At 48.3% G+C, this 21380-nt stretch carries 18 protein-coding genes; 10 read left to right on the top strand and 8 right to left on the bottom strand.

The features are described 5' to 3' along the window. Nucleotides 1–132: 132 nt before the first annotated feature. Nucleotides 133–1911, bottom strand: a complete 1779-nt coding sequence (locus DESLBE_RS24070; RefSeq protein ID WP_243131375.1) for a LytS/YhcK type 5TM receptor domain-containing protein — start codon at nt 1909–1911, stop codon at nt 133–135. 190 nt (nt 1912–2101) lie between these two features. Between DESLBE_RS24070 and DESLBE_RS24065 the strand changes: the two genes are divergently transcribed. The 6 genes from DESLBE_RS24065 (at nt 2102) to DESLBE_RS24040 (ending at nt 7145) form a co-directional block, all read left to right on the top strand. Beyond that, a complete protein-coding gene (locus tag DESLBE_RS24065) occupies nt 2102–2851 on the top strand; it encodes a LytTR family transcriptional regulator DNA-binding domain-containing protein (protein WP_243131374.1) in 750 nt (249 codons plus the stop codon). 265 nt (nt 2852–3116) lie between these two features. Then, nucleotides 3117–4937, top strand: a complete 1821-nt coding sequence (locus DESLBE_RS24060; protein ID WP_144678426.1) for a carbon starvation protein A — start codon at nt 3117–3119, stop codon at nt 4935–4937. A gap of 220 nt (nt 4938–5157) precedes the next feature. Further along, the gene (locus tag DESLBE_RS24055) at nt 5158–5718 is read left to right on the top strand and encodes a CDP-alcohol phosphatidyltransferase family protein (protein ID WP_072772713.1); all 561 of its coding nucleotides are present in this window, start codon (nt 5158–5160) and stop codon (nt 5716–5718) included. Nucleotides 5719–5905: 187 nt separating this feature from the next. Beyond that, a complete protein-coding gene (locus DESLBE_RS24050; protein WP_005813162.1) occupies nt 5906–6109 on the top strand; it encodes a hypothetical protein in 204 nt (67 codons plus the stop codon). A gap of 10 nt (nt 6110–6119) precedes the next feature. Then, the gene (locus DESLBE_RS24045) at nt 6120–6494 is read left to right on the top strand and encodes a hypothetical protein (protein ID WP_015944782.1); all 375 of its coding nucleotides are present in this window, start codon (nt 6120–6122) and stop codon (nt 6492–6494) included. Between the two features lie 210 nt (nt 6495–6704). Beyond that, nucleotides 6705–7145, top strand: a complete 441-nt coding sequence (locus DESLBE_RS24040; protein ID WP_005813157.1) for a C-GCAxxG-C-C family (seleno)protein — start codon at nt 6705–6707, stop codon at nt 7143–7145. A 165-nt stretch (nt 7146–7310) separates the two neighbouring features. Here DESLBE_RS24040 and DESLBE_RS24035 read toward each other — a convergent pair whose 3' ends face one another. The 7 genes from DESLBE_RS24035 to DESLBE_RS24005 all read right to left on the bottom strand — a co-directional run bounded on the left by DESLBE_RS24035 (nt 7311) and on the right by DESLBE_RS24005 (nt 16810). Further along, on the bottom strand, nt 7311–9458 hold the full coding sequence (locus tag DESLBE_RS24035) for an FAD-binding protein (RefSeq protein WP_015944783.1): 2148 nt from the start codon (nt 9456–9458) through the stop codon (nt 7311–7313). Nucleotides 9459–9624: 166 nt separating this feature from the next. Beyond that, complete coding sequence (locus tag DESLBE_RS24030) at nt 9625–10494, bottom strand: LysR family transcriptional regulator (protein WP_011460468.1); 870 nt, start codon at nt 10492–10494, stop codon at nt 9625–9627. Between the two features lie 230 nt (nt 10495–10724). Continuing rightward, the gene (locus tag DESLBE_RS24025) at nt 10725–12230 is read right to left on the bottom strand and encodes a methyl-accepting chemotaxis protein (RefSeq protein WP_018307048.1); all 1506 of its coding nucleotides are present in this window, start codon (nt 12228–12230) and stop codon (nt 10725–10727) included. A gap of 55 nt (nt 12231–12285) precedes the next feature. Then, nucleotides 12286–13062 (bottom strand): zinc dependent phospholipase C family protein, encoded by a 777-nt coding sequence (locus tag DESLBE_RS24020; protein WP_018307047.1) that lies wholly within the window; start codon nt 13060–13062, stop codon nt 12286–12288. Between the two features lie 31 nt (nt 13063–13093). Continuing rightward, complete coding sequence (locus DESLBE_RS24015; protein ID WP_018307046.1) at nt 13094–14332, bottom strand: MFS transporter; 1239 nt, start codon at nt 14330–14332, stop codon at nt 13094–13096. Nucleotides 14333–14585: 253 nt separating this feature from the next. Next, a complete protein-coding gene (locus DESLBE_RS24010) occupies nt 14586–16433 on the bottom strand; it encodes a M56 family metallopeptidase (RefSeq protein WP_144678425.1) in 1848 nt (615 codons plus the stop codon). A 2-nt stretch (nt 16434–16435) separates the two neighbouring features. After that, complete coding sequence (locus DESLBE_RS24005) at nt 16436–16810, bottom strand: BlaI/MecI/CopY family transcriptional regulator (protein WP_144678424.1); 375 nt, start codon at nt 16808–16810, stop codon at nt 16436–16438. A 253-nt stretch (nt 16811–17063) separates the two neighbouring features. Between DESLBE_RS24005 and DESLBE_RS24000 the strand changes: the two genes are divergently transcribed. The 4 genes from DESLBE_RS24000 (at nt 17064) to cooS (ending at nt 21379) form a co-directional block, all read left to right on the top strand. Next, on the top strand, nt 17064–17909 hold the full coding sequence (locus DESLBE_RS24000; protein WP_005813141.1) for a DUF3102 domain-containing protein: 846 nt from the start codon (nt 17064–17066) through the stop codon (nt 17907–17909). Nucleotides 17910–18092: 183 nt separating this feature from the next. Further along, nucleotides 18093–18773 (top strand): Crp/Fnr family transcriptional regulator, encoded by a 681-nt coding sequence (locus tag DESLBE_RS23995; protein WP_015944790.1) that lies wholly within the window; start codon nt 18093–18095, stop codon nt 18771–18773. Nucleotides 18774–18936: 163 nt separating this feature from the next. Beyond that, nucleotides 18937–19425, top strand: a complete 489-nt coding sequence (locus DESLBE_RS23990; protein WP_005813138.1) for a 4Fe-4S dicluster domain-containing protein — start codon at nt 18937–18939, stop codon at nt 19423–19425. A gap of 46 nt (nt 19426–19471) precedes the next feature. Further along, nucleotides 19472–21379, top strand: a complete 1908-nt coding sequence (gene cooS, locus DESLBE_RS23985; RefSeq protein ID WP_144678423.1) for an anaerobic carbon-monoxide dehydrogenase catalytic subunit — start codon at nt 19472–19474, stop codon at nt 21377–21379. Nucleotide 21380: the final 1 nt, after the last annotated feature.

Genomic DNA, 21380 nt, shown 5'->3' with positions numbered 1-21380 from the left:
GCATAGTTAATTTGATAGTTAATTTGATTCTACTCAAACCAGACGAATAGCTTCCCCTAGCCTTGGCGCTCCTGTTAAATTTAAGAAACAATGATCTTAGTAATGCTTATGAGCAAAATATAGTACTTTTACCTAATATTGATTAAGCGTTTTCATTTCTAAATCTAAGGCTTTGTGTATTGGGACTTTGAACCAGATACAAGTCCCTTTTTCCAATTCGCTTTCGATATGCAGGCCCGCTTCCTCTCCAAAATGATGAATCAGCCGCTGGTTGACATTGTATAAAGCCAATCCCGTTCCCTCCTGAGATTGAATCCGGCTGTGCAGAAGCTCCCCGACTCGTTCCGGAGAGATGCCAATCCCATTATCCCGAATAGCGATCAGCGCATATCCGTCCTCTTCCCGAACACTGATAATGAGCTCCCCGATTCGTTCCAAGCCCTTAAGACCATGCCTGATCCCGTTCTCGATCAAGGGCTGCAGGGTAAGGGGCGGCAGGGGCACCTCCTCAAGCTGAGGGTTAAGTTCGGTTTTCACGCTTAAACGCTGGCCAAAGCGAGCCTGCTCGATATCCAGATAGGCCCGGGCGTGAGCAAACTCTTGTCTGAGCGTGACAAACTCATGGAGAGAAGCGTTGAGATTCTGACGGAAGAAATGCCCAAGCTGAATCAGCAGCTTGCGCGCCGAATCCGGCTGGCTCCGGATCAAGGAAACGATCGTATTTAAGGAATTAAAGAGAAAATGCGGATTGATTTGGGCTTGCAGGGCTTTAATTTCCGCTTCGCGGATCAATTGAGCCTGATTGCGGGCGGAGACCACTTCCAGCTGGTGGGACAAAAGCCTGCCCAGCCCCTGGGCCACCTCTTCATCAACCGGCTTTATCTGCTTGGGGTTGGAAAAGTAGAATTTAAGCACCCCGACCACCTCACCCGCTTTTTTCAGCGGCACGATGATCGCCACCGCCAGAGGGCAGCCTTTTTCCGGGCAGTGAATTTCATCAATGGATTTGGGAATGGACATTTTGCCGCTCTGCAAAACCCGCTTGGTCGCTTCCGTCAATACGGCGTGACCGGGAAGATGATGGTCATCCCCAATTCCCACATGAGAAAGAATCTTCTCATGATCGGTAATGGAAACAGCGGATACCCCCGTGGTTTTCAAAAGCAGCTTGGATATCTCGGTGGCCGAAGCTTCAGTCAACCCGGTTTGGAGATGAATCAGCATCTGATCCGTAATACCCAGGAGCTTTTGGGCCTGGCTCGCTTCAATCCTATCCTCTTCAATAACCACAGAGCGGATAATCACCACGAAAATAGCTATGCCAGCACTATTGGCCAGAATCATCGGCAAAGCAATAACCTGAACCAGAGCCAAAGCGTTTTCCCAGGGTCTGGCGATGAGCAGAATAATCACCATCTGCATCATCTCAGCCACAATTCCGGTCAGCAGGGCTTTACCCGGGGTAATAATGCGGCGATTGCCCAGTTTCATATGCACAAAACCGGCCAGCAGACCTTCAACAATCGTGGCCATCCCACAAGCCAGCGCGGTAAATCCACCCAGGGTAATCCGGTGCAGACCGGCAATGACCCCTGCTCCCAAGCCTACCCAGGGGCCTCCCAACAACCCTCCGATGACCACACCGACAACCCGCGAGTTGGCCAGAGCTTCATCAAAAGCCATCGTGTCAACACGGGGAATCCAGAAAAGAGCATCGGATTTAATCTGGACAGAAATTCCCGTATAGGTTCCGATAATTCCAAACAAGCCAAACAGAATAGCAAGCTTGACCAGAGTCCAGGAATCATGCTTATGGTCCATCAGGTCGCGGAACATACTGAAGCGCGTCAGGATAAAGGCGATCGCCACAATCAGTCCTATATGTTCAATCATGAGAAACAGCAGATACACAGTCAGTACGCTCCTTTCTGCCGGTTCGTTCAGCAATTGACCACTGAGGCACCGGTTGATGATTTCAGGAGGCAACCAATTTTCGCCGCCAATCCGATGATTCAGCGGTTGACTCAGGCGCTCTTTATTTAATAGAATAAGTCATAATCAGAGAATAGACAATATTAGAAAACGGCGAGGTGACCGAAGAATGATCCATGTACTTGTTGTGGATGACGAGGCTCCGGCCAGGGATGAATTGATCTTTCTGCTGGAACGGGTACCAGGGGTGGTTATCGATGATACGGCCGACAATGGTCAGGAAGCCCTCCGGAAAATACTTAAGCTGAGGCCCCAGGTTGTTTTTCTCGATATTCAGATGCCGGATATGACCGGACTCGCCGTATGCCGGGAACTGCTGACCATGCTCAAGCCTTCAGAGCTTCCCATCATTATTTTTGCCACAGCCTATGATCAGCATGCACTGGAAGCCTTTCAGGTCAATGCGGTGGATTACATCCTCAAGCCTTTTGATGAAGAACGCCTGCAGATGACCATGGAAAAAATCCGACGCCTCCTCAGCCGGCCTGCTGCCGATTCTCTGAACCGCATTCTGGCTCTGCTGGAGAAGCCCCGGGACGCGAAAATACCGGTAGAGCTGAACGAACGGATTCTATTGCTGAATCCTCAGGAAATCATCTTCTGTTCTATCACTGCGCGCCATGTCATGATCATGACCTGCAGCGAAGAATACAAAACCAACTATAATCTCTGTGAACTGGAAGATAAGCTGGGCTTTTTACGCACCCACAAAAGTTATCTGGTCAATCCGGACAAGGTCCGCGAGGTGATCCCCTGGTTTAACGGAACCTATAATCTGCTGATGGCCGATGACAAGGCCTCTTCTGTTCCAGTGAGCCGGACTTATCTGAAAGAGGTACGCCAGCGCTTGAATTTTTAGCCGGTCTTTACTTCCGCCCAGCTTTTGACGATTCTAATCCTTGACAGAGGATTGGAATCGTTTTTATTTTTACTGCTTTTTGACTTCGAACCAATGCCAGGAGATCCTGCCGCCATGCTCTGCCCTCAGGTCAAACAGGAAATCCTGCTTGTTAAACACTGTTTCTTATGTTTTTTGCAGCAATTCATCCGAAATAGAGGACGGCAAGTATACTAATGTTGTCGCAATTAGCGAAACAAACTGAGAAAGAGAAGGAGTGAAAAAAATGCATGCCCTTTATCTGCTTATTGCTGCAGCATGTGTACTGGTGTTGGGGTACAGACTCTATGGAACGTTCCTGGCTGCTAAAGTTCTGGCAGTCAACCCCAATCTTCCCACACCAGCCAGGCGCCTCGAGGATGGCCATGACTTTGTTCCCACCAACCGCTGGGTAACCTTCGGCCACCACTTTGCCGCTATTGCCGCAGCGGGGCCCTTGGTCGGTCCGGTTCTGGCAGCCCAATTTGGCTTCCTCCCCGGTGCTCTTTGGATTCTGATCGGCGGGGTGCTGGGAGGCGCGGTCCATGATATGGTGGTCCTCTTTGCTTCAATACGTCACAATGGAGAATCTTTGGCACAAATCTCCAAGAAAGAAATCGGCCCTATTACCGGGGTTGCTGCTGGGATCGCGGTCTTATTCGTTTTGCTGATCACCATGGCCGGGCTTTCTATTGTCATCGTCCACGCCCTCAAACACAATCCCTGGGGGACATTTACTGTAACCATGACCATCCCCATTGCCATTTTTATCGGAATTTATATGCGTTATCTTCGCCCCGGAAAACTTGGTGAAGCCTCTTTCATCGGTGTCGTTCTAATCCTTTTGGCTGTTTTTTTCGGACCCTATGTGAAAGGTTCGGCCCTTGGTGTGTTTTTCAACTACAGTGAAACCGTGATCAAGCTGGGGCTCCCCGTTTATGCTTTCTTCGCCGCCGCTTTGCCGGTCTGGCTCCTCCTTGCTCCTCGGGATTACCTGAGTTCCTATCTGAAAATCGGTACCATCGGAGCGCTGGCTTTAGGAATTATTATTGTTAACCCGGTTCTGGAAATGCCGGCTGTCACTGAATTCATCAATGGAGGCGGCCCCATCATCGCCGGCAAGGTTTGGCCCTTTGTGTTCATCACCATCGCCTGTGGGGCAATTTCCGGGTTCCACAGCACCATTGCCGCCGGAACGACTCCCAAAATCCTGGATAATGAGAGGGATATTAAAATCGTCGGTTTTGGCGGGATGCTTGTTGAGTCTTTTGTGGCCATCATGGCTTTAATCGCTGCTTCAGCGCTTCCTGTCGGTGATTACTTTGCCATCAACACTTCTCCTGAGGTTTTTGCCAAGCTGGGGATGGCTGTCGATAAACTGCCCATGCTTTCCCAACTGATTGGTGAAGAATTGGCGGGGCGTCCCGGCGGAGCCGTTTCCCTGGCCGTGGGCATGTCCTATGTCTTCAGCAATATTCCCGGTTTGAATCATCTGATCGCCTATTGGTATCAGTTTGCCATCATGTTTGAAGCGGTATTCATTCTAACAGCGGTGGATGCCGGAACCCGTTCCGCCCGTTATGTGGTTCAGGATATGATTGGAGCGATTTATAAACCTTTTAAGCAAGTGAATTGGATGCCGGGAGCACTGATTTCTGCGGCACTGGTCTCTTTTGCCTGGGGTTACTTGCTTTACGGAGGAGATATCTCCACGGTCTGGCCCCTCTTCGGTGTCTCCAATCAGCTCCTTGCTTCCCTGGGCTTAGTCGTTGGAACAACGCTTATCCTCAAAAATACCGGGAGAATATCTTACGCTTTAGCGACTTTCATTCCCTTTGTCTTCCTCTCGATCACAACCTTATATGCTTCCTATTTTAATCTGACCCAGGTCTATATACCCGGGGGCAAGACCGTCAATTCTATTATTTCCATCGTACTGGCCGGGCTTTTCATAGTCATTGTGATTGACGCCTTTATTAAATGGTCAAAAATCATCAGCGATAAGAAAGGCCTTGCTGAAAAGCAGGCAGCTCACAACAAGCTGGTCAGTGAACTGACAGCCAAATAACTCTATTGAGCTGAACAGGCGGCAGCTGAAGACCTCGGTCTAAACTGCCGCCTGTTTATGTAATCGTGAGAGAGAACCAGATGTCCCGCGTCTTTGCCTGATGATTACTCTGTAATAAAGCTGCAAGGCACAGGACTGCTATAAATGAAAGCAATCATAACTATTAATGGATTTGCAACAGTGTATTATATACATCATAATACACTTAAGGGGTGGTTTGATGAACTCTAGCGATGAACGGATGCTGAAATCAATACCCAATTGGCTGTCATTAAGCAGGATATTCCTTTCCTTGGGTTTGCTTTTCCTGGAGCCATTGAGCCTGAGCTTTTACGTCATGTATATTGCCTGCGGACTCAGCGATATGCTTGATGGTTTTATTGCCAGGAAGACAGGAACCACAAGCACCCTTGGGGCAAAGATTGATTCCTTGGCCGACCTGGTCATGGCCGGGGTATTGCTCGTTATACTTTTGCCAATCCTCAACCCGGGGACAGCTATTCTCCTGTGGGTTATTTTTATCGGTGTCATTCGCTTGGCGGCAATGATGGTTGCCCGGATAAAATATAACAGTTTGGCAAGTCTTCATACCTATGGCAATAAAGCTACAGGTTTGCTCTTATTTCTATTCCCATTACTGCTTTCTTTTTCACATTCAGAGGTATTGATGTACATTATCTGTGTTTTAGCGAGCATTTCGGCGCTGGAGGAACTTCTCATCCATCTGACATCAGATGAACTTTTGCTCAACAGAAAAGGCTGGTTCGAGGGGAAAAAGTGAATTACTGTCTTTTTATAACAATACAGGGAATGCCGTAAAGGGTTGCACTCGTTCGCCGATACAGCACTATATTTGATAACTATGCAGCTATAAAAAGCCTCTGAACGCATCTTAGGGATTGTTCTCTTCTATTTGATCTTTTGTGGGCATACTAATTATTGAACAAACCTATCGAAGGTGGTATGATATGGATAATAAGGAAGAAAGATTGTCAAATGAGGAGGACGAGAACATGAACGGTGCTGTAAAAGACCAGGGATATAGAAAAACATCACTGTCATCACAGAAATTAAAGGAAATCTCTGTTCGACCAGTGGCAATTAAGGATGGGAAATTTCTGTTCGATAGAAAGAATAAAGACCACAGATATATTGTCAATGAGGGAGAGTAAAAGGGCTTAGATGCACTGGTTTAGTTTAGGCGATGTCTTTTATTTTGATGTTGGGTTCGACGATGTACCAGAGGAATCCAAGAGAAGACCCGCCATAATCATGATGCAGGAAGGCGAAGACCTTTTCATCTTAGTATCTACTACAAGTATTCCTCCCAATGATCCTCCTAAATATTTTGATCAATTCAAAATACCTATTTTAAATTGGCGAAGATCAGGTTTTTTGAAACCTTCATGGGGGCTTGGGTTTAAATTAATACACGTTACGAGGCAAGAACTTATGGGTTCGGTTAAAAAAGAAGATATTCTTGGGAAAATTCACGTAACGGATTTCGATATGTTGTTGAATGAAATCGAATATATTCACAGGAATTCTTCACGATAATTAGGATTCGCAAAATTCGATGTTGTCGAATTTTGGAAGGGCATGTTCCCGAGGGGAAAGGCTGACCGGATGGAAGGCTTTTCCCCTCGGCCCGTCTTACTCATTTATCATGCCTTTGGCACCTGAACTCTGCAATAGTTTGCTGTACTTATCTGAATATTCAGAGTAATATAGGAGTATCAATATAAAAATAGAGGGGAGTGGTAAGGGATGGAGGATTTAGCTTTAGAAGCCCGTAATCGGACTGGAGACAATTTCAAACAAGGTTTTAACTGTGCTGAATCGATCTTCAAGGCTTTTAATGAAATGTGCAATAGTCCCATGAGTCCGGAGGTATTGAAATTGGCAACAGGTTTTGGCGGAGGATTAGGCCATGCCGGATGTATGTGTGGAGCATTGGCTGGTTCGACTATGGTACTCGGGATATTAAAAGGGCGTACCCGTACTGAAGAAAGCAGAGAGCCCTCTTATGAACTTACTAAAGAGTTCCATGATCTTTTTGAATCGAAATTTGGAACAACATGTTGCCGGGCACTTAATCCTTACCCTTTTGATACTCCGGAGCACTTGCGAAACTGTCTCAAAATAACGGGGGGGACCGGAAAATTACTGATGGAATTCCTTCAGGAAAAGAACCTCCTGACAGATTGAGTGACCCAGATGGGATCAGTTGGCAAACCTAATTTTTTACTTGAGCAAAATCCAGAATGAAAAAAGCGGCTGTCTGCCGCTTTTCTATTCTATCGTTTCCGATGAACTTTGCTCAACAGAAAAGGCTGGTTTGAGGATTGAGCCACGTGCTCCTCCACAGAGCGCTTACTTCGCCGCCTTTGTCAGTGCATCGGCCAGAGCAGCTTTAAAGGCGGTGCTGGTCATCGTGGCACCTGAGACGGAATCCACAGTGGCGGCGTTAGCGGAAACAGCCTGCTCTACCAGTGTGGGCAGAGCCTTGCCACCGATTTCAGGGGTCTCGTTGTCGGTATAGGTGAGCGAAGCCAGTTTGCCGTTCTCAATGGTCACTTCCACTTTGACATCGCCGCCCATCCCCCCGGAACCAGTTCCGGTATAGACACCGTCGTTGTAAGATGCATCCCCACCACCCAAAGAAGCCATGGATGATCCGTCATTCTGAGCAGATTCATCTTCCGGAGTGCTGACGCGCTGGATCTTGCCGCTTCTGAATTTGAAGTTTTGATCGGCTAAACGCCGGCCCAGAATGTAAGACAAGCAATTGCATACACCGCCAAGGTTCTGCCCGGGCATAACGAAATTATAGGTGCCTGCATAATAGTCACCGACCATGATACCGGTGTTGAACAGCCCATCGATTGGGGTGTCGTCATCTTCACACACCTGCATATATTCGTTAGTGCGCAAACCGCCTGTAACACACAGGAAGGTCATGGCATCCTTGCCAAAATGGGTGCGGGCCGCATAAAAGGGCTGCGTTTTAATAGGGTGAAGTACGGAGGGATTGACATGGTATTCTTCATCCCTGCCCTGCTCGGCGTACTTGGTGTAATTGTTGATGGATTCAATGGCATTGGCCCGGGCTTCTCCTTTAAATCCCATCTTGTCCACCAATTCCTCAATGGTGTTCGCTTTCCAGCAGGTGCCTGCTTCCACATCGGCTTCCCAGCCGGCGATCATCTGCTCCGGTGTGGCGCCCAGGATGCCGTTTTCATTGTTCACTGAACAGCCGAAAGTTTCCCAGATGTCCTGGATATAGGCATAGCGGGAATCCCACACTGAGTAAGCAATATGGTCGGGCAGCTGCAGGATGGCGATGGCACCATAGGAGAAGTTCGTCACTTCGTTGTGGTAGCGCTTGCCGTCGCTGGTAAGGTTGATGCCCCAGAAATTGTCAATAGAGTTGACTTTAGGGCCCGGTGCGCCGCAATTGATCATCGGAGCATTGGGATAGGTCTTCTGCCAACCCGCACCGATCCACAAACCCATTTTGTGGCCATCCCCTGGGTACAGTCCGTTAAAAGCCAGCGCTACATCGTAATCCACTTTAGTAGTATCGATGCTGTTACGGTAGAGATTCCAGGCCCAAGGGGAATACTTGGCCATCATATCGGGGTCCTTGGAGAAATCTCCGGTGGCCAGAACCACTGCCCTGTTGGCACTGTATTTGATATATTCCCCAGTCTCCAGGTTCTGCGCTACAACAGCAGAAACCCGGCCGGTGTTATTATCATCACGAATAAGGTAGAGTGCCCGGGTCTGAAAATCGATCTCGCCCCCCATGTCTTTGAAGATATCGGCGTAGGCCTGGGCGCACAGAGGGGCGCCAAACAGCATACCAAAGGGAACTTCTTCGTTGTAGAAGCTGTGGGAGGCAGCCGGAACGGTCAGAATACCGTCCGGGTCCACATAGCCCGGCTCCAGGCAGACTTTCAGCCCTTTAGAGGCCATTTTATCGATCATCCAATCCATTGCGGGACCGGAGTTATTGATCCAGGTAGACCACTTGCGTTCGTCGATGTAGCAGGCTGCAGAGTGCTTTTCCACCTTGGCGGCATGGCGGCCGCTTGCCGTGTCGGGCGTATAGTCGATGCCCAGCTCCTTCTGCTTTTTGGAACCGATGGCGTGGTTGGAGCCGCCGCGGCTGATGGGACGCTTACCCGCGGAAATGACACGAACATCCGCGCCGCTCTCCTTAGTGGAAACAGCGGTGCACAAGCCGGACATGCCGGAGCCGATAATGATAATATCATGAGTAACGGTCTTGGTGATTTTCTCTTCGGGAATAGGGTATTCCTCAGGCATCACTTCAAACTTCCACTTCAGGTTGCGGTATGTCTGATCAGACAACACCATGTTGTCGGCAGTGCCGGCACCGCTGGGACTGTTGCCTGCCGCTGCCGGACTGCAAGCGGTCAGCCCCATCGTCATGGCACCGGCGCCGGCAGCGGCCGCGCCCTTAAGGAAATCACGCCGTGAAAATTGCTTACTCATCTGCTTCTACCTCTCTTCTTCCGTATTCTTTCTCCTACTTTTACCCAGGGGCAAAGTTCTTGAACCCCTATGTCTTATATATCACAAAGTTTCTTGTGAAAAAAGCAACATAAAAGACCGCCGAGCAACCAAACGTTGCGCAGCGATCTTTTAAAAACCACCTTGATTATTTTTCGCTGCCGGCTTGAAGCAACGCTTCCCGCAGATTAAAGCAGGCCTGCCGCCGCCTTTTATCACGGACGGCCTGCTCGGTAACGGCACAGTAAAAGTTATCGTAGTCGCTGGGGCCGTGATACGGTAAAAAGACGATACCCTGCATCGGTTGGAGAACAGCCAGCTCCGGCACTGCGAAAATTCCTTTGTTCTGACGCACAAGATCAAAGGCCAGCAGGATATCATTAACCTCATAATCGCCTTTCCGGCAATTTTTATCCAGCCAAAAGCTGTCCTCATAGCCGTTCATATAGTAAATGAGCGGAACGTGAGCGAGATCACCCAGGGCTAAAGAAACCTTACCAGCCAGTGGATTCTTTTCATTCACAGCAAATAAGATCGGAGAAGTGGCCACCAGCTGGTCGTCAGTTCCCGGGCCAAAACGCAAAAAGGAGACAGCCATATCTACCAGGCTGTTTTCAAACATCATGTGGCACTGGGCATCCAGGCAGTTGATGACATCCACCCTCAGCCGGTCCTCATTTTTGACCAGAAAAGGCTCAAGTACATTCCAGAAATAATGGTATGTCGTGAAGGGAAAACAGATGCGCACACGGCAAACCTGCTCATCTTTCCGCATATCCGCATTCAGAACGTCAAACTCGCGTACCAATACCTCCGCCCGGTCTACAAAACGTTGTCCCCGCTCATTGAGCATGATGCCGTTATGGGTACGCTGAAACAAGAGCTGGCCCAGTTCGTTCTCCAGCTGTGCCAGGGCTTTGCTTACCGCCTGGCGGCTGATGAACATGGCATCGGCCGCGTCCTTCACCTTACCGTATTGTGCTACCGCCACAAAATAACGCAGCTGCTGAATATCCATAGTAGCTTCCTTCTCTCAGCTTTCCGATCTCCAAAAGTTGAACAGCCTCGTCAGTTAATCCTGCCGTTTCCTTTTGTTCTCTTATGCACATTTATTATAGCATATTTGTTCAAGGCAGCGGCTATCTGCTCATTCCTGATGGACACAGTGTCGTGAGACAAGTATAAATACAGCTATAAGGGAAGTATCTTCGGCAGCTTCAGGGTTATTAAAGCCTCTGGAGCCATCTTCTAAGCATTGAGTATGCTCCTGAGGTTATGGCTGAGTTCACTGATTGAAGTCATAGCATGAGTGACTTCACTGATTTTGCTGTTCTGGTTCTCAATGGAAGCTAAGATTTCTTCCGTCGAAGCAGACTGCTGTTCCGAAACTGTGGATATATTCTCAAGCTGTCCTTTGATCTCTGCGAAAGCAGCGGCCAGAGCACTGATCATAGCATCTTCTTCCTTAACGCTGTCGGCAATGGATTCGGCAGATTCTTCAAGATGCTCAAATCTTTCCTGAATCTGGGCTATGACTTCTGTTCCGGCATCAACGGCATGTTTACCATGGGTAGCCTTCGCCAAGGATGCCGCTGTCGTCATTTGAACCAATTCGATGATTTCAAATATTTCCTTGACGGTAGTAGCGCTCATTTCGGCAAGTTTACTGACTTCATTGGCCACTACGGAGAACCCTTTACCCGCCTCACCGGCTCTGGCAGCCTCAATCGCAGCATTCAAAGCAAGCAGGTTGGTTTGAGCTGCAATGGTCGTGATATTGGCAAGGGCATTGTTAATTTTGGTCATGTGCTCCTGCAACTCAGATACGTTGACCAACGTTGCTCCGATCGCCGTATCGATGGTATTCATCTGCTCAACCATTTCCTTGATGCCATAAGCATTTTTCACAACAACATCTTTCATCATATGGGCTTCTTTCGTTGTTTCAGTGGATAATTTCCTGGTCTCTTCGATAATGGCCACAGCCTCATTGGTCTGATCGACAATTTTCCCCGTACTCACAGAGTTCTCGCCCACGCCTTTAGCGATTTCTTCAACGGCCATTGTGGTCTGTTTGCTCATTTGCTCAATGTCCTGAACATATGTATAAGACTCGCTGATACTGTCATTTAATACAGAAGTATCCTGGTCGATCCTGCCCATGGCCGCTGTTAATTTCAGCAATAATTCCTGAGCGTCCTGTTCTTTGGCATAGGAAGCCATGATATATTCATTCCCCCATTTGGTAAGGAAAAAGAAAATAATGATGATCAAATCCATAACCGCTACCCTGCGGGCAAACTCCATCACAGCATGATTTGGTCCGAGCAAGCCCTGGGGATCGATAAAATAAAAAACGCTGAGAAACAAGTTTAACAGCACTGCATAGGTAAGGAGCAGCCTCACTCGGAAATACATGGCGATCATGGCCAATGAACCTAAATAGACAATGAAAATAGTTGCCGTAGTTGACCCTTGAGTCATATGCCCCAGATAAGCGGCCGATACTACGATGGAAAAACTAATGATAAGTGCCGTAATATTCTCATGTCTGTTGAATTTTAAATTGAAAAGCAGCGCCAGGGTTGCCACAAGCGCTGCTCCAAAGGTGCAGGCCAATACGTTTACGCCATAAACCGTACCCATGGTCAGAAAAGATTGCCCTGAGAGCAGGGTGGATATAATCCAGATAAGGATGACATTGAATCGATTGACTCGTTGGACATTGGATTTCAGAATTGAACTGTTCTCCATAACTTCCATCTCCTCGTGCTTAGTCCTTCTTGCTCTTTTAGTCGTTTTCCCTCTTTTAAGCGCCTTCAAAAACAGCCTCTCCCTTATAATTCAATTCAAACCCAGATAAGTCTATATTCCTTGCGCCCATCTGCGCCCAAGCCTGACGAATTTTCTCCGGACCTTCCTCAAGTGCTTTACTGTACAGTACATCTAAGTTGCGGGCATACTTTTCCTGAATCCAGGATAGCTCATCCGGCAGGGACATGGCCGTAAATTTCCCGCGGCTGCCGGCAATAGCCTGGCAAACACTCAAAATTCTTGGCTGATCCAGCAGCCAGATATAATTCCGTTGAGATGTTACACATTTTTTGATCGTTGCTGTGCTCATGCCGGGCCAAAGTTCAGCCATGGCCTGAAAATCCAATCCGGAGGACGGGATTGTGAGATGCCGCGCCTGCTCACGTCCGGACCGGGTGAGAATATGCCGGTCATAAGCAGCTTCCATCAAGTGATGCTCGAACATGTCCGAACTGTGTTTGTAAACATAGGGGTGACAGTTTGCGTCAAGAATATAGTGACAAATCAAGCCCATCATATGGGCCAATGGCCCTTTATGATGCACCTTTTTCAAAATCGGTCTGAACATTTCAAGGGCCGGCTGGTCATGGCAAGCATTCCCATAAGCTGCAATCCTGGTTTTGCGGTAAGGCTTATAGAAGAAAAAAATATCCGGCCCTTGAAGGCCTACATCAAATTCCCCTTTATAAGCAAGAGCACATGATTTTAATTCCGGGTCAAGTCGGTCCAGGATCTCCTGGCCAAACTGGTAATGGGTCAGGCAAGCCGGCATAGGTTCCCTTCTTTCTGAACGATAGTATTCGCTAAAACTCCTGGGCATTTTTGCTCTCACGGACATGATGGCGCAGTGCCCAGAGCCCCACTCCAAACAAAACCGCCAGCCCCAGCACGCCAAAACGGGAATGGCCGGTGATTTGGGTGATGACACTTATCAAGAGCATACCGAAAAAGGCAGCGCCTTTGCCAAAGATATCAAAAATTCCAAAAAATTCATTGGCCTTTTCCTTAGGTACGATCCGCGCAAAATAAGAACGGGACAGAGCTTGAATTCCCCCTTGAAAGACAGCCACACAGACTGCCAGCAGCCAGAATTCCCAGGCCCTATCCAGCTGAAGGGCAAACAAGGTGATGGCCAGATAGCCAATAATCGAAGCAGAAATCAATCGTGTTGCCTCAATTTTCTTCGTCAGGCGCGCAAAGAGAATGGCAAAGGGAAAGGCCACAACTTGAGTAAGCAGTAAAGCCAGCAGCAGGTTATGATCGGAAATGCCCACATCTTTTCCATAGGAAGCCGCCATGGCAATAATGGTATAAACCCCGTCGATATAGAGAAAGAAGGCGATCAGAAATGTAAAGACACGTTTATGCTTTTGCATATGGGTAAGGGTATGCCATAACCGGGATAAACTTTCACGAACAGGCCGGCCGCCGCTTTCCAAAGCGTAGACCTGACGGTAGCTGCCCATGAGCGGCACGGTGCAGAGAATCCACCATAAAGCCGTGATCAGGAAGGCCAGCTGTGTGGCGGCAGCCGCACCTAAGCCCGTTCCATCGGCAGTCAGAATCAACCCGAGGCAGATCACAAAGGGAATACAGCTGCCGATATAGCCCCAGGCATAACCATGAGAACTGACACGATCCACCCTTTCTTCAGAAGTGATATCCGACAGCATAGCGTCATAAAAAATCAGGCTGCCGGAGAAACCGGACTTGCCAATGATATACAAACCAAGAAAAGCCAACCAACCTACCGGCAAAGCCAGAGCCAGGCAGCCGGCGGCACCGATTGCCATAAATATCAGAAAAAGCGTTTTCTTGTAGCCGCGCACATCTCCTACGGTGCCCAGGATAGGACCGACAATAGCAATGATCATGGTGGAGATGCTGGATGCATAGCCCCAATACGCTGTAGACGCAGCATTGCTGAGCCCGTCTGCAGCTGCTAGATTTTTAAAATAGATCGGAATAATTGTGGATGTCAGCAAGACAAAGGCCGAGTTCCCCACATCATAAAGTATCCAATTCCTCTCCAGCTTGTTCATGGGCAATTTCTCCCCTGTAATTTCAGTTCGGGTCAAGTCGCTTAGAAACAATAGTATTGACTGATTATAGCGCACTACCGCTAAGTTTTGATTAGGAGCAGGTTAATTTAAGGTAAAATATCAGAAAAAACTCAAACATCCTGTGGATATCTGAGTTTTTCCTTTAATCACTTCATTAGACGAGGAAAGCTAACGAAAACGGGTTATAGGATTGTGTTGTTCAAATAGGGCACAAGGGCTTCCGGGGAATAGACTATGGCTTAAGTTCCGGGGTACTCTGCAAAAAGACCAGTGTCAGTTCGTTCCCGACAATTTTATACTGATACTCCCGCTCTATCCTGCCATCTTTACTCTTGCGAAAGGTTATCAGGTACCCGTCACTGGTTTTACCCTGAGAAGTTTCGTAGATAAACCGCTCTCCCTGATCAAGGTATTCTTTCGTCCCGATCCAGTAAGGGAACCGGTTCAGCTCGGCATCCCCTTTGGTAAGCTCGGCAAACAGTCTATTGGAAGCCTCTACATTAATATCAACCAGTTTTTTCTCCACATATCCTTGGCTGACTTGGGCATCCCTGCCGATACTCTGCAGATACTGCCTGGCCTGTGCTTCTTTCTGCGCCACTAATTCCGGATAATGTTCGCCGGAGAATATGCTATCCCATAATCTTTGCGGGAAATTCCTTTTAATGGAGTCCCCATATCCACCCCCATCCTCAGCTTCCTTATATTCCAGCAGGCTGTATTCTCCATTCGCATCTTTGGCAAAGGTCATCACGGTGGGAATGGCTCCGCTGCCGCTGACGCCGGTAAAGATACCATTTTCAAAACCAAACCAGCCGATACTGGCTACGGTGTAAGCAATCACTGTCCCGTCCTTTTCTTCGACTTCGAGTATCTTGTGGCCTTCGGTCAGGGCCTCTCCCTCAAGGTATCCCTTCCCTTTTTCTTTAACAGCGAGACTTACAGCTTCTTCGATGGATTGACCGGTCACGGGCTGAGCCGCTGAATTTTGGGAGATGGCATCGGTATCCTCACCGCCCTCATCAGATGTCACCCGGGCCGAAGCCGATGTCCATAAAAGGCCACCTAAAATCACCACACAGAAAATGCCGGTGAGAATAACCCTTTTCCTCCTGCTCTTAAAAAAATCAGCCATTTTAATCATCCTGATCCTTCTCTCGATATTTTTCCGTTCATCGACCATACCGATTAATCTCGGCATTAATCGCGTTTTTGTATTGATCGTTTCCAGCACCGCCAGCAGGGCTTTCCCATACTCTTTATGCTCGCTTACCTTCAGTAAGCTTAAAACCCCCTCATCTGCCGCAACTTCCATGTCCTGGCGGATACGCCTAAAGCAGTACCAGATCACAGGATTAAACCAATGAATGATTTGCAGGATAAGCAGCAGATAGTTAACCCATAGATCCTTTCTCCTGTAATGGCTGAGTTCATGCAGCAGGATATAGGAAATATCCTGTTCTTTCAGGCGTAATGTATCCGGAGTCAGTAAGATCCTTGGCTTGAACATGCCGACCAAGGAAGGTACTTTGACGATATCCTGAATAAAGACAGCGATCTCCCCTTTTACTTCAGCCCTTGTTTTGCATTCCTCTAGTAGGGCCTGAACAGCAGGGGATGCCGGCTGAGCATGGGTCTTTAGCTTTCCGGCAAAGGAAAAACCGGCATAGAGCAGCCAGACAAACATCAAAAGCAACCCTGAAAGCCAAATAATCGGGAGCGCGTCTGCCACATATGTACGGAGATTTTGGGCTGAAGCAACGGGCTCTTGGGCCGGCAGCCCAGGCCGTTCATCCCCGGCTTGAGTCCCCTCCGGTGAATAGATGCCTGCATCGCCGACTGTTTCCGGCACAGAGGAAAATTTGATTTCCTGGGACAGGGGTTCAAGAATGTTATATAAACTGAAGGCGCTTTCCGGGCCGAAGGGGATGATTAACTTGACCAGAAGGACTATCCACAGCCAATAATGCCAGCGGGGATTGAGCTTATCTTGCAACAGATTTTTAACAAGGAGTATGACCATCCCGACAATGCCGGCATAGAAAGATGTGGTTAAAACTATCTTAAAGACAGCTTCCATGTCTACATCTCCTCATCCAACATTTTTTTAAGCTCTTCTATCTCGCTTTTGGATAGATGCTGCTCTTTAATGAAGCTGGCCAGCATGAGATTGAGTGAACCGTTATAGAGCTTATGCAAAAAGGATTGATTGGCATAGCGTTTATATTCCTCTTCACTGACACCAGGCGAATAGAGATAGGATTTACCATCGATTTTGACGGCGCTGACCGCCTCTTTGGAGACCAGCCGGGTAATCAGGGTATGGATGGTCTTGGGTTTCCAGTCCGATACTTCCGCTAATCTTTCTATGATCTGGGTGCTGGTGCAGCTCTTTAATTCCCATAGTATTTTCATGACTTCCAGTTCCGCTTCAGAGATTTGGGGGATTGTCTTCAAGATAAGCACCTCCAACGCTGTATTCCAAAATAGACTACCACTACATCACGGTATTTCTTACATTTGTAAGATAATTATATATTACATGTGTAAGAAATATAAGTCAATCCTGAAAATCCGCCTATATTTCCCCATTCCCTGCCTCTTCAGCATTTAATTTTTATTTTTTTATAATCCCTTTGCCGGTGTTATAAGTTGTCACACCTGTCATGTCAAGTCCATATACTATATTAAAAACCGGGAAGGAATTGTCATGAATGATTTGGTAAAGGAACGCACTCCGCAGATCATCGCGGCGGAGATCAACAACTATAAAGAGTCCAGCGGGAGAATCCAGTTATCCTGTGCTGTGGAGATAGGCCGGCGGCTGATGGAGGCCAAGGCGCTTCTTCCTCACGGAGAATGGGGAAAATGGCTGCAGGAGTATGTGAGTTATTCCCAGCTTACGGCAGAGAGATATATAAAAGTCGCCCGGGAGTACGGGCAGACCAGGGGGGACTCCCCAGGGGAGGAAAAAGCAAAATCATCAACGTTGAAGATTTTATCCTACTCCCAGGCACTGACTCTGCTGGATGTTCCGGAAGAAGAGCGGGTAGAGTTCATTGCCGAACTGGATATCGAAAATATGTCCGTACGCCAGCTGCAGAGGGCCATCAAGGAGCGGGAGCAGGCCCGGCGGGAAAAAGAGGAGACTGAGCAGGAAAACAAGGAGCTGCAGAAAGCTCTGGAGGGCGAAAAGGCGGAAAACAGTGAGCTGAAAAAAGAACGTGACGACCTGAAGGCCAAGGCTGGGGAACTGGAGAAGGAAAAACAAAATCTGGAGCAGGATGTGGAGAAAAGGAAGGCTGAGAACAGCAAGCTCAAAGAAAAGCCGCTCTTCAAGAGCAATCAAAAGCTGAGGGCTGACCTTACTGCCGCTCAAATTAAGAACGCTACCCATAAAGTTGCTTTTAAATTTGAAGCTCTGGAAAGGGCATTCAAAGAACTGACTTATGAGCTGAACCTGCTGCTTATGATTGATAAGGATGTATATGGGGAGTATCGGAAAACTCTGCGGAAGTTTCTGTTGAAATGTCTGGAGGAGAAAGTGGGAAATTGATGGATACGTGCAGTGCAAGGAAAGCGAGTCCTTTGGTGTAAAACCTGGACTCGCTTTTCGTTTTATGGCTGCTTATTTGTCTGATCTGTCGAATCATGAGAGGGCTTGTATGTTCATAGGGTGCTGGTTATAATAGGGGAAATTAAAAAGAAATTCATACATAACAGTGAAAGGTGGAGCATCATGCCTGCCAGAATGAAATTGACCGATATTGATTTGATCGAGGCCTTGGGGTCACCGGAATACAGTGACCTTCTATCCATATTTCAGGAGCGGACTTTCCAAAAGAAGCAGATCATCTCTCTGCCCAATCACGAAGAGAATTTAGTCATGCTCGTTAAAAAAGGGCGGGTGCGGGTTTTTTTATCTTATGAAGATAAGGAGTTTACCCTATCTATTTTAGAACCAGGAGATATCTTCTCCATGCATACCAGAGCCTTTACCCAGGCTTTGGATAATGACACCGTACTGTTGGTGGCCAAGACGAAAAAGTTTGGCGAGATGATCACCCGCTATCCTCAATTCTCTCTGATCATGATTAAAGTATTGGGAGATCTTTTGAAAAACTCTATTACTATTATCAATGGCTTGGTCTTTCAGGAAGCCCACACCCGATTAGCCGAATTTTTAATCAATGCGGCCAAAGATAAAGGGTGTCAGGTGGCTGAGGGAATTCAGCTGGAGTTGGGATTAAATGTGGAGGATATCTCAACTATATTAGGAACAAGCCGCCAGACCGTATCCTTTCTGCTCAATGATTTTTACAAGAACGGCCTCTTGCTGAAAGTGAATAGGAGAACCCTTATTATTAAAGACATGGACATGTTAAAGAAGATGCTCGATAAGAATGATCAGCTGAAATAAAACCAAGCCGCCAATAAAATAGTTTTTATAGACAAAGGAGAGCGAAAATTCGCTCTCTTTTGTCAACTAATTGACATAATTCTGCAATCCTGCATGCTACGATGAAACCGACATAATTTGCTCTTTCCAGTGATGAAGGGGCGGAGATGAGGAGGTGTGCTTTATGTCTAAGGGAAAGAACCGTTTCATCCATGCTGATCTCAGCCGTTGTTTAAGCTGCAAAAGCTGTGAACTGGCTTGTGGCCTGGCCCATGCCGGATATGAGATCGAAGGAGCGGCGGCTGGCCAAATGAAGCTTAAGCCAAGAGTAAGTGTAGTGCAGCAAGGAACTACGGTGGCGCTCACTCAATGCCGGCAATGTGAGGATGCCCCATGTGTTAAAGTTTGCCCGAACGGATCACTGTATCAAGAAGAGGGGCTCGTCAAGCTTAACCGGGAAACTTGTATTGGTTGTAAGCTTTGTGCCAGGGCCTGCCCTTTCGGTTCAATCACCATGACCACGGAAATGGTGGAAAGAGCGGATGGAAAAAAGAGCAACCGGACCAAAGCCCTCAAATGTGACCTGTGTTTTAGCCGGAATAAAGAAATTAAAGCAGAAGGCTGCGCTTGTATTCAGGCCTGCCCGACAAAAGTCCTTTCGCTCAGTCTCTGAAAGGGATAGCGAATGCAGAGTGTTGTAGACTAAAGGAGGACGGATCATGAGTTTAAGATTTTCCATTGATGAAGCAGTCCAGAAACTGTTGCCTGTGGCGGAAAAAGACAAGATCCAAACCGTTTGGGATCGCCATAAAGATCAGCAGCCTCAGTGCGGTTTTGGCAAAATGGGGATTTGCTGCCGCATTTGCTGGAAAGGCCCCTGCCGGGTCGATCCCTTTGGCAAGGGAGCCCAACGGGGTATTTGCGGCGCCGATGCCCATACCATCGTGGCCCGCAATTTGATCCGCGGTATTGCTGCCGGAGCAGCAGCTCACTCCGACCACGGCCGCCATATTGCCCTGACCATGCGGGAGGTCGGCAAAGGAAATGCCTCTGCCTATACAATCAAAGACGAAGAAAAGCTGAAAAGAATAGCTCAAAGGCTGGGGATCGATTGGGAAGGGAAAAGTATTCGCGAATTGACCAAAGAAGTAGCTGACGCGTCCCTGGAGGATTACTCCCGCCAGGATTCTAAAATTCCCTGCCGTTGGGCGGAATTGACCATGACACAAGAGCGGGCGGCCAAATTAAAACAATGGGATGTCATGCCTCACAATATCGATGCTGCCGTCGCTGAGATTATGAGCCGGACTCATGTGGGGTGTGATGCCGATCCGGTGAATATTCTGCTGGGAGGAGTAAAGGGAGCGGTGGCCGATTACACAGGAATGTATCTTTCCACCGAGCTTTCCGATGCTCTCTTTGGAACTCCTGCACCCACGGTGACCGAGGCCAATCTGGGGGTCATTAAGGAGGATGCCATCAATATTGCCGTCCATGGGCATAATCCCTTGCTCAGTGAGGTGGTGTGCGATGCGGCGGCGATGCTGAATGACCTGGCTAAGCAAGCCGGAGCACCGGGCGGATTTAACATCGTTGGTGTATGCTGTACCGGGAATGAAGTGATGGTACGCCATGGAGTGCCCCTGGCGACCAACTATCTTTCTCAGGAGATGCCTATTCTAACAGGAGCTTTGGAAGCCATGGTGGTGGATGTTCAATGTATTATGCCTTCCCTGGGAGCGATTGCCCAATGTTTCCATACTGAGCTCATTACGACTATGTCTACCACCAAAATCCCCGGTGCTACCCATGTTCAATTTGATAAGGAAAATGCGGTGGAGTCGGCCAGAAAAATTCTGGAACTGGCTGTGGATGCCTACCAGCGCCGGGATCCCAAGCGGGTGAATATCCCTCAGGTTAAGGAAAAAGCTATCGTCGGTTTCAGCGCCGAAGCGGTGATCGGGGCCTTGAGCCAGCTTGATGCCCACGATCCTCTTCAACCTTTATTGGACAATATCGTGAATGGCAATATTCAAGGGATCTGCCTGTTTGCCGGCTGCAACAGCACCAACATCCTTCAGGATCGAAGCTTTGTTGAACTGGCCAAGGGGCTGGCAGCCCACAATGTTCTTCTTTTAGCGACAGGCTGTGGAGCCGGTGCTTTGGCCAAGCATGGACTGATGACCCAGGAAGCAACCCTGGCCTATGCAGGGGACGGGTTGAAGGCTGTCCTGACGGCCATCGGCCAGGCCAATGGTTTGAATGGGCCACTGCCCCTGGTTCTCCACATGGGATCATGTGTAGACAATACCCGTGCCGTTTCCGTGGCTGTGGCCATCGCACAAAAGCTGGGAGTCGATCTGGATCGCTTGCCGCTGGTGGCCTCCGCTCCTGAAGCTATGTCGGAAAAGGCAGTAGCCATCGGCACCTGGGCCGTAGCCTTAGGCCTGCCCACTCATCTGGGAACTGTCCCTCAAGTCCTGGGGTCCCAGGTGGTAACGGAAGTGTTGACGGAGAAGATCAAAGATATTACCGGGGGCTATTTTATCGTTGAGACCGATCCCGAAGAGGCGGTCAAGAAGTTATTCGCCGTGATTCAGGAGAAACGGGCGGGATTAAATCTATAGA

This window comes from Desulfitobacterium sp. LBE (genome assembly GCF_007830365.1).
Taxonomy (GTDB): domain Bacteria; phylum Bacillota; class Desulfitobacteriia; order Desulfitobacteriales; family Desulfitobacteriaceae; genus Desulfitobacterium; species Desulfitobacterium hafniense.
The sequence above is the reverse complement of the archived record's forward strand: the minus strand, read 5'-3'. Positions and strand labels throughout refer to the sequence as shown.

What these genes read in the sequence shown, in the direction of transcription:
- DESLBE_RS24015 (WP_018307046.1), bottom strand. Translation starts at nt 14,332, where the DNA reads ATGAACAAGCTGGAGAGGAATTGGATACTTTATGATGTGGGGAACTCG.
- DESLBE_RS24065 (WP_243131374.1), top strand. Translation starts at nt 2,102, where the DNA reads ATGATCCATGTACTTGTTGTGGATGACGAGGCTCCGGCCAGGGATGAA.
- DESLBE_RS24045 (WP_015944782.1), top strand. Translation starts at nt 6,120, where the DNA reads ATGCACTGGTTTAGTTTAGGCGATGTCTTTTATTTTGATGTTGGGTTC.
- DESLBE_RS24020 (WP_018307047.1), bottom strand. Translation starts at nt 13,062, where the DNA reads ATGCCGGCTTGCCTGACCCATTACCAGTTTGGCCAGGAGATCCTGGAC.
- DESLBE_RS24050 (WP_005813162.1), top strand. Translation starts at nt 5,906, where the DNA reads ATGGATAATAAGGAAGAAAGATTGTCAAATGAGGAGGACGAGAACATG.
- DESLBE_RS23995 (WP_015944790.1), top strand. Translation starts at nt 18,093, where the DNA reads ATGCCTGCCAGAATGAAATTGACCGATATTGATTTGATCGAGGCCTTG.
- cooS (WP_144678423.1), top strand. Translation starts at nt 19,472, where the DNA reads ATGAGTTTAAGATTTTCCATTGATGAAGCAGTCCAGAAACTGTTGCCT.
- DESLBE_RS24000 (WP_005813141.1), top strand. Translation starts at nt 17,064, where the DNA reads ATGAATGATTTGGTAAAGGAACGCACTCCGCAGATCATCGCGGCGGAG.
- DESLBE_RS24060 (WP_144678426.1), top strand. Translation starts at nt 3,117, where the DNA reads ATGCATGCCCTTTATCTGCTTATTGCTGCAGCATGTGTACTGGTGTTG.
- DESLBE_RS24030 (WP_011460468.1), bottom strand. Translation starts at nt 10,494, where the DNA reads ATGGATATTCAGCAGCTGCGTTATTTTGTGGCGGTAGCACAATACGGT.
- DESLBE_RS24010 (WP_144678425.1), bottom strand. Translation starts at nt 16,433, where the DNA reads ATGGAAGCTGTCTTTAAGATAGTTTTAACCACATCTTTCTATGCCGGC.
- DESLBE_RS24055 (WP_072772713.1), top strand. Translation starts at nt 5,158, where the DNA reads ATGAACTCTAGCGATGAACGGATGCTGAAATCAATACCCAATTGGCTG.
- DESLBE_RS24040 (WP_005813157.1), top strand. Translation starts at nt 6,705, where the DNA reads ATGGAGGATTTAGCTTTAGAAGCCCGTAATCGGACTGGAGACAATTTC.
- DESLBE_RS24025 (WP_018307048.1), bottom strand. Translation starts at nt 12,230, where the DNA reads ATGGAGAACAGTTCAATTCTGAAATCCAATGTCCAACGAGTCAATCGA.
- DESLBE_RS23990 (WP_005813138.1), top strand. Translation starts at nt 18,937, where the DNA reads ATGTCTAAGGGAAAGAACCGTTTCATCCATGCTGATCTCAGCCGTTGT.
- DESLBE_RS24035 (WP_015944783.1), bottom strand. Translation starts at nt 9,458, where the DNA reads ATGAGTAAGCAATTTTCACGGCGTGATTTCCTTAAGGGCGCGGCCGCT.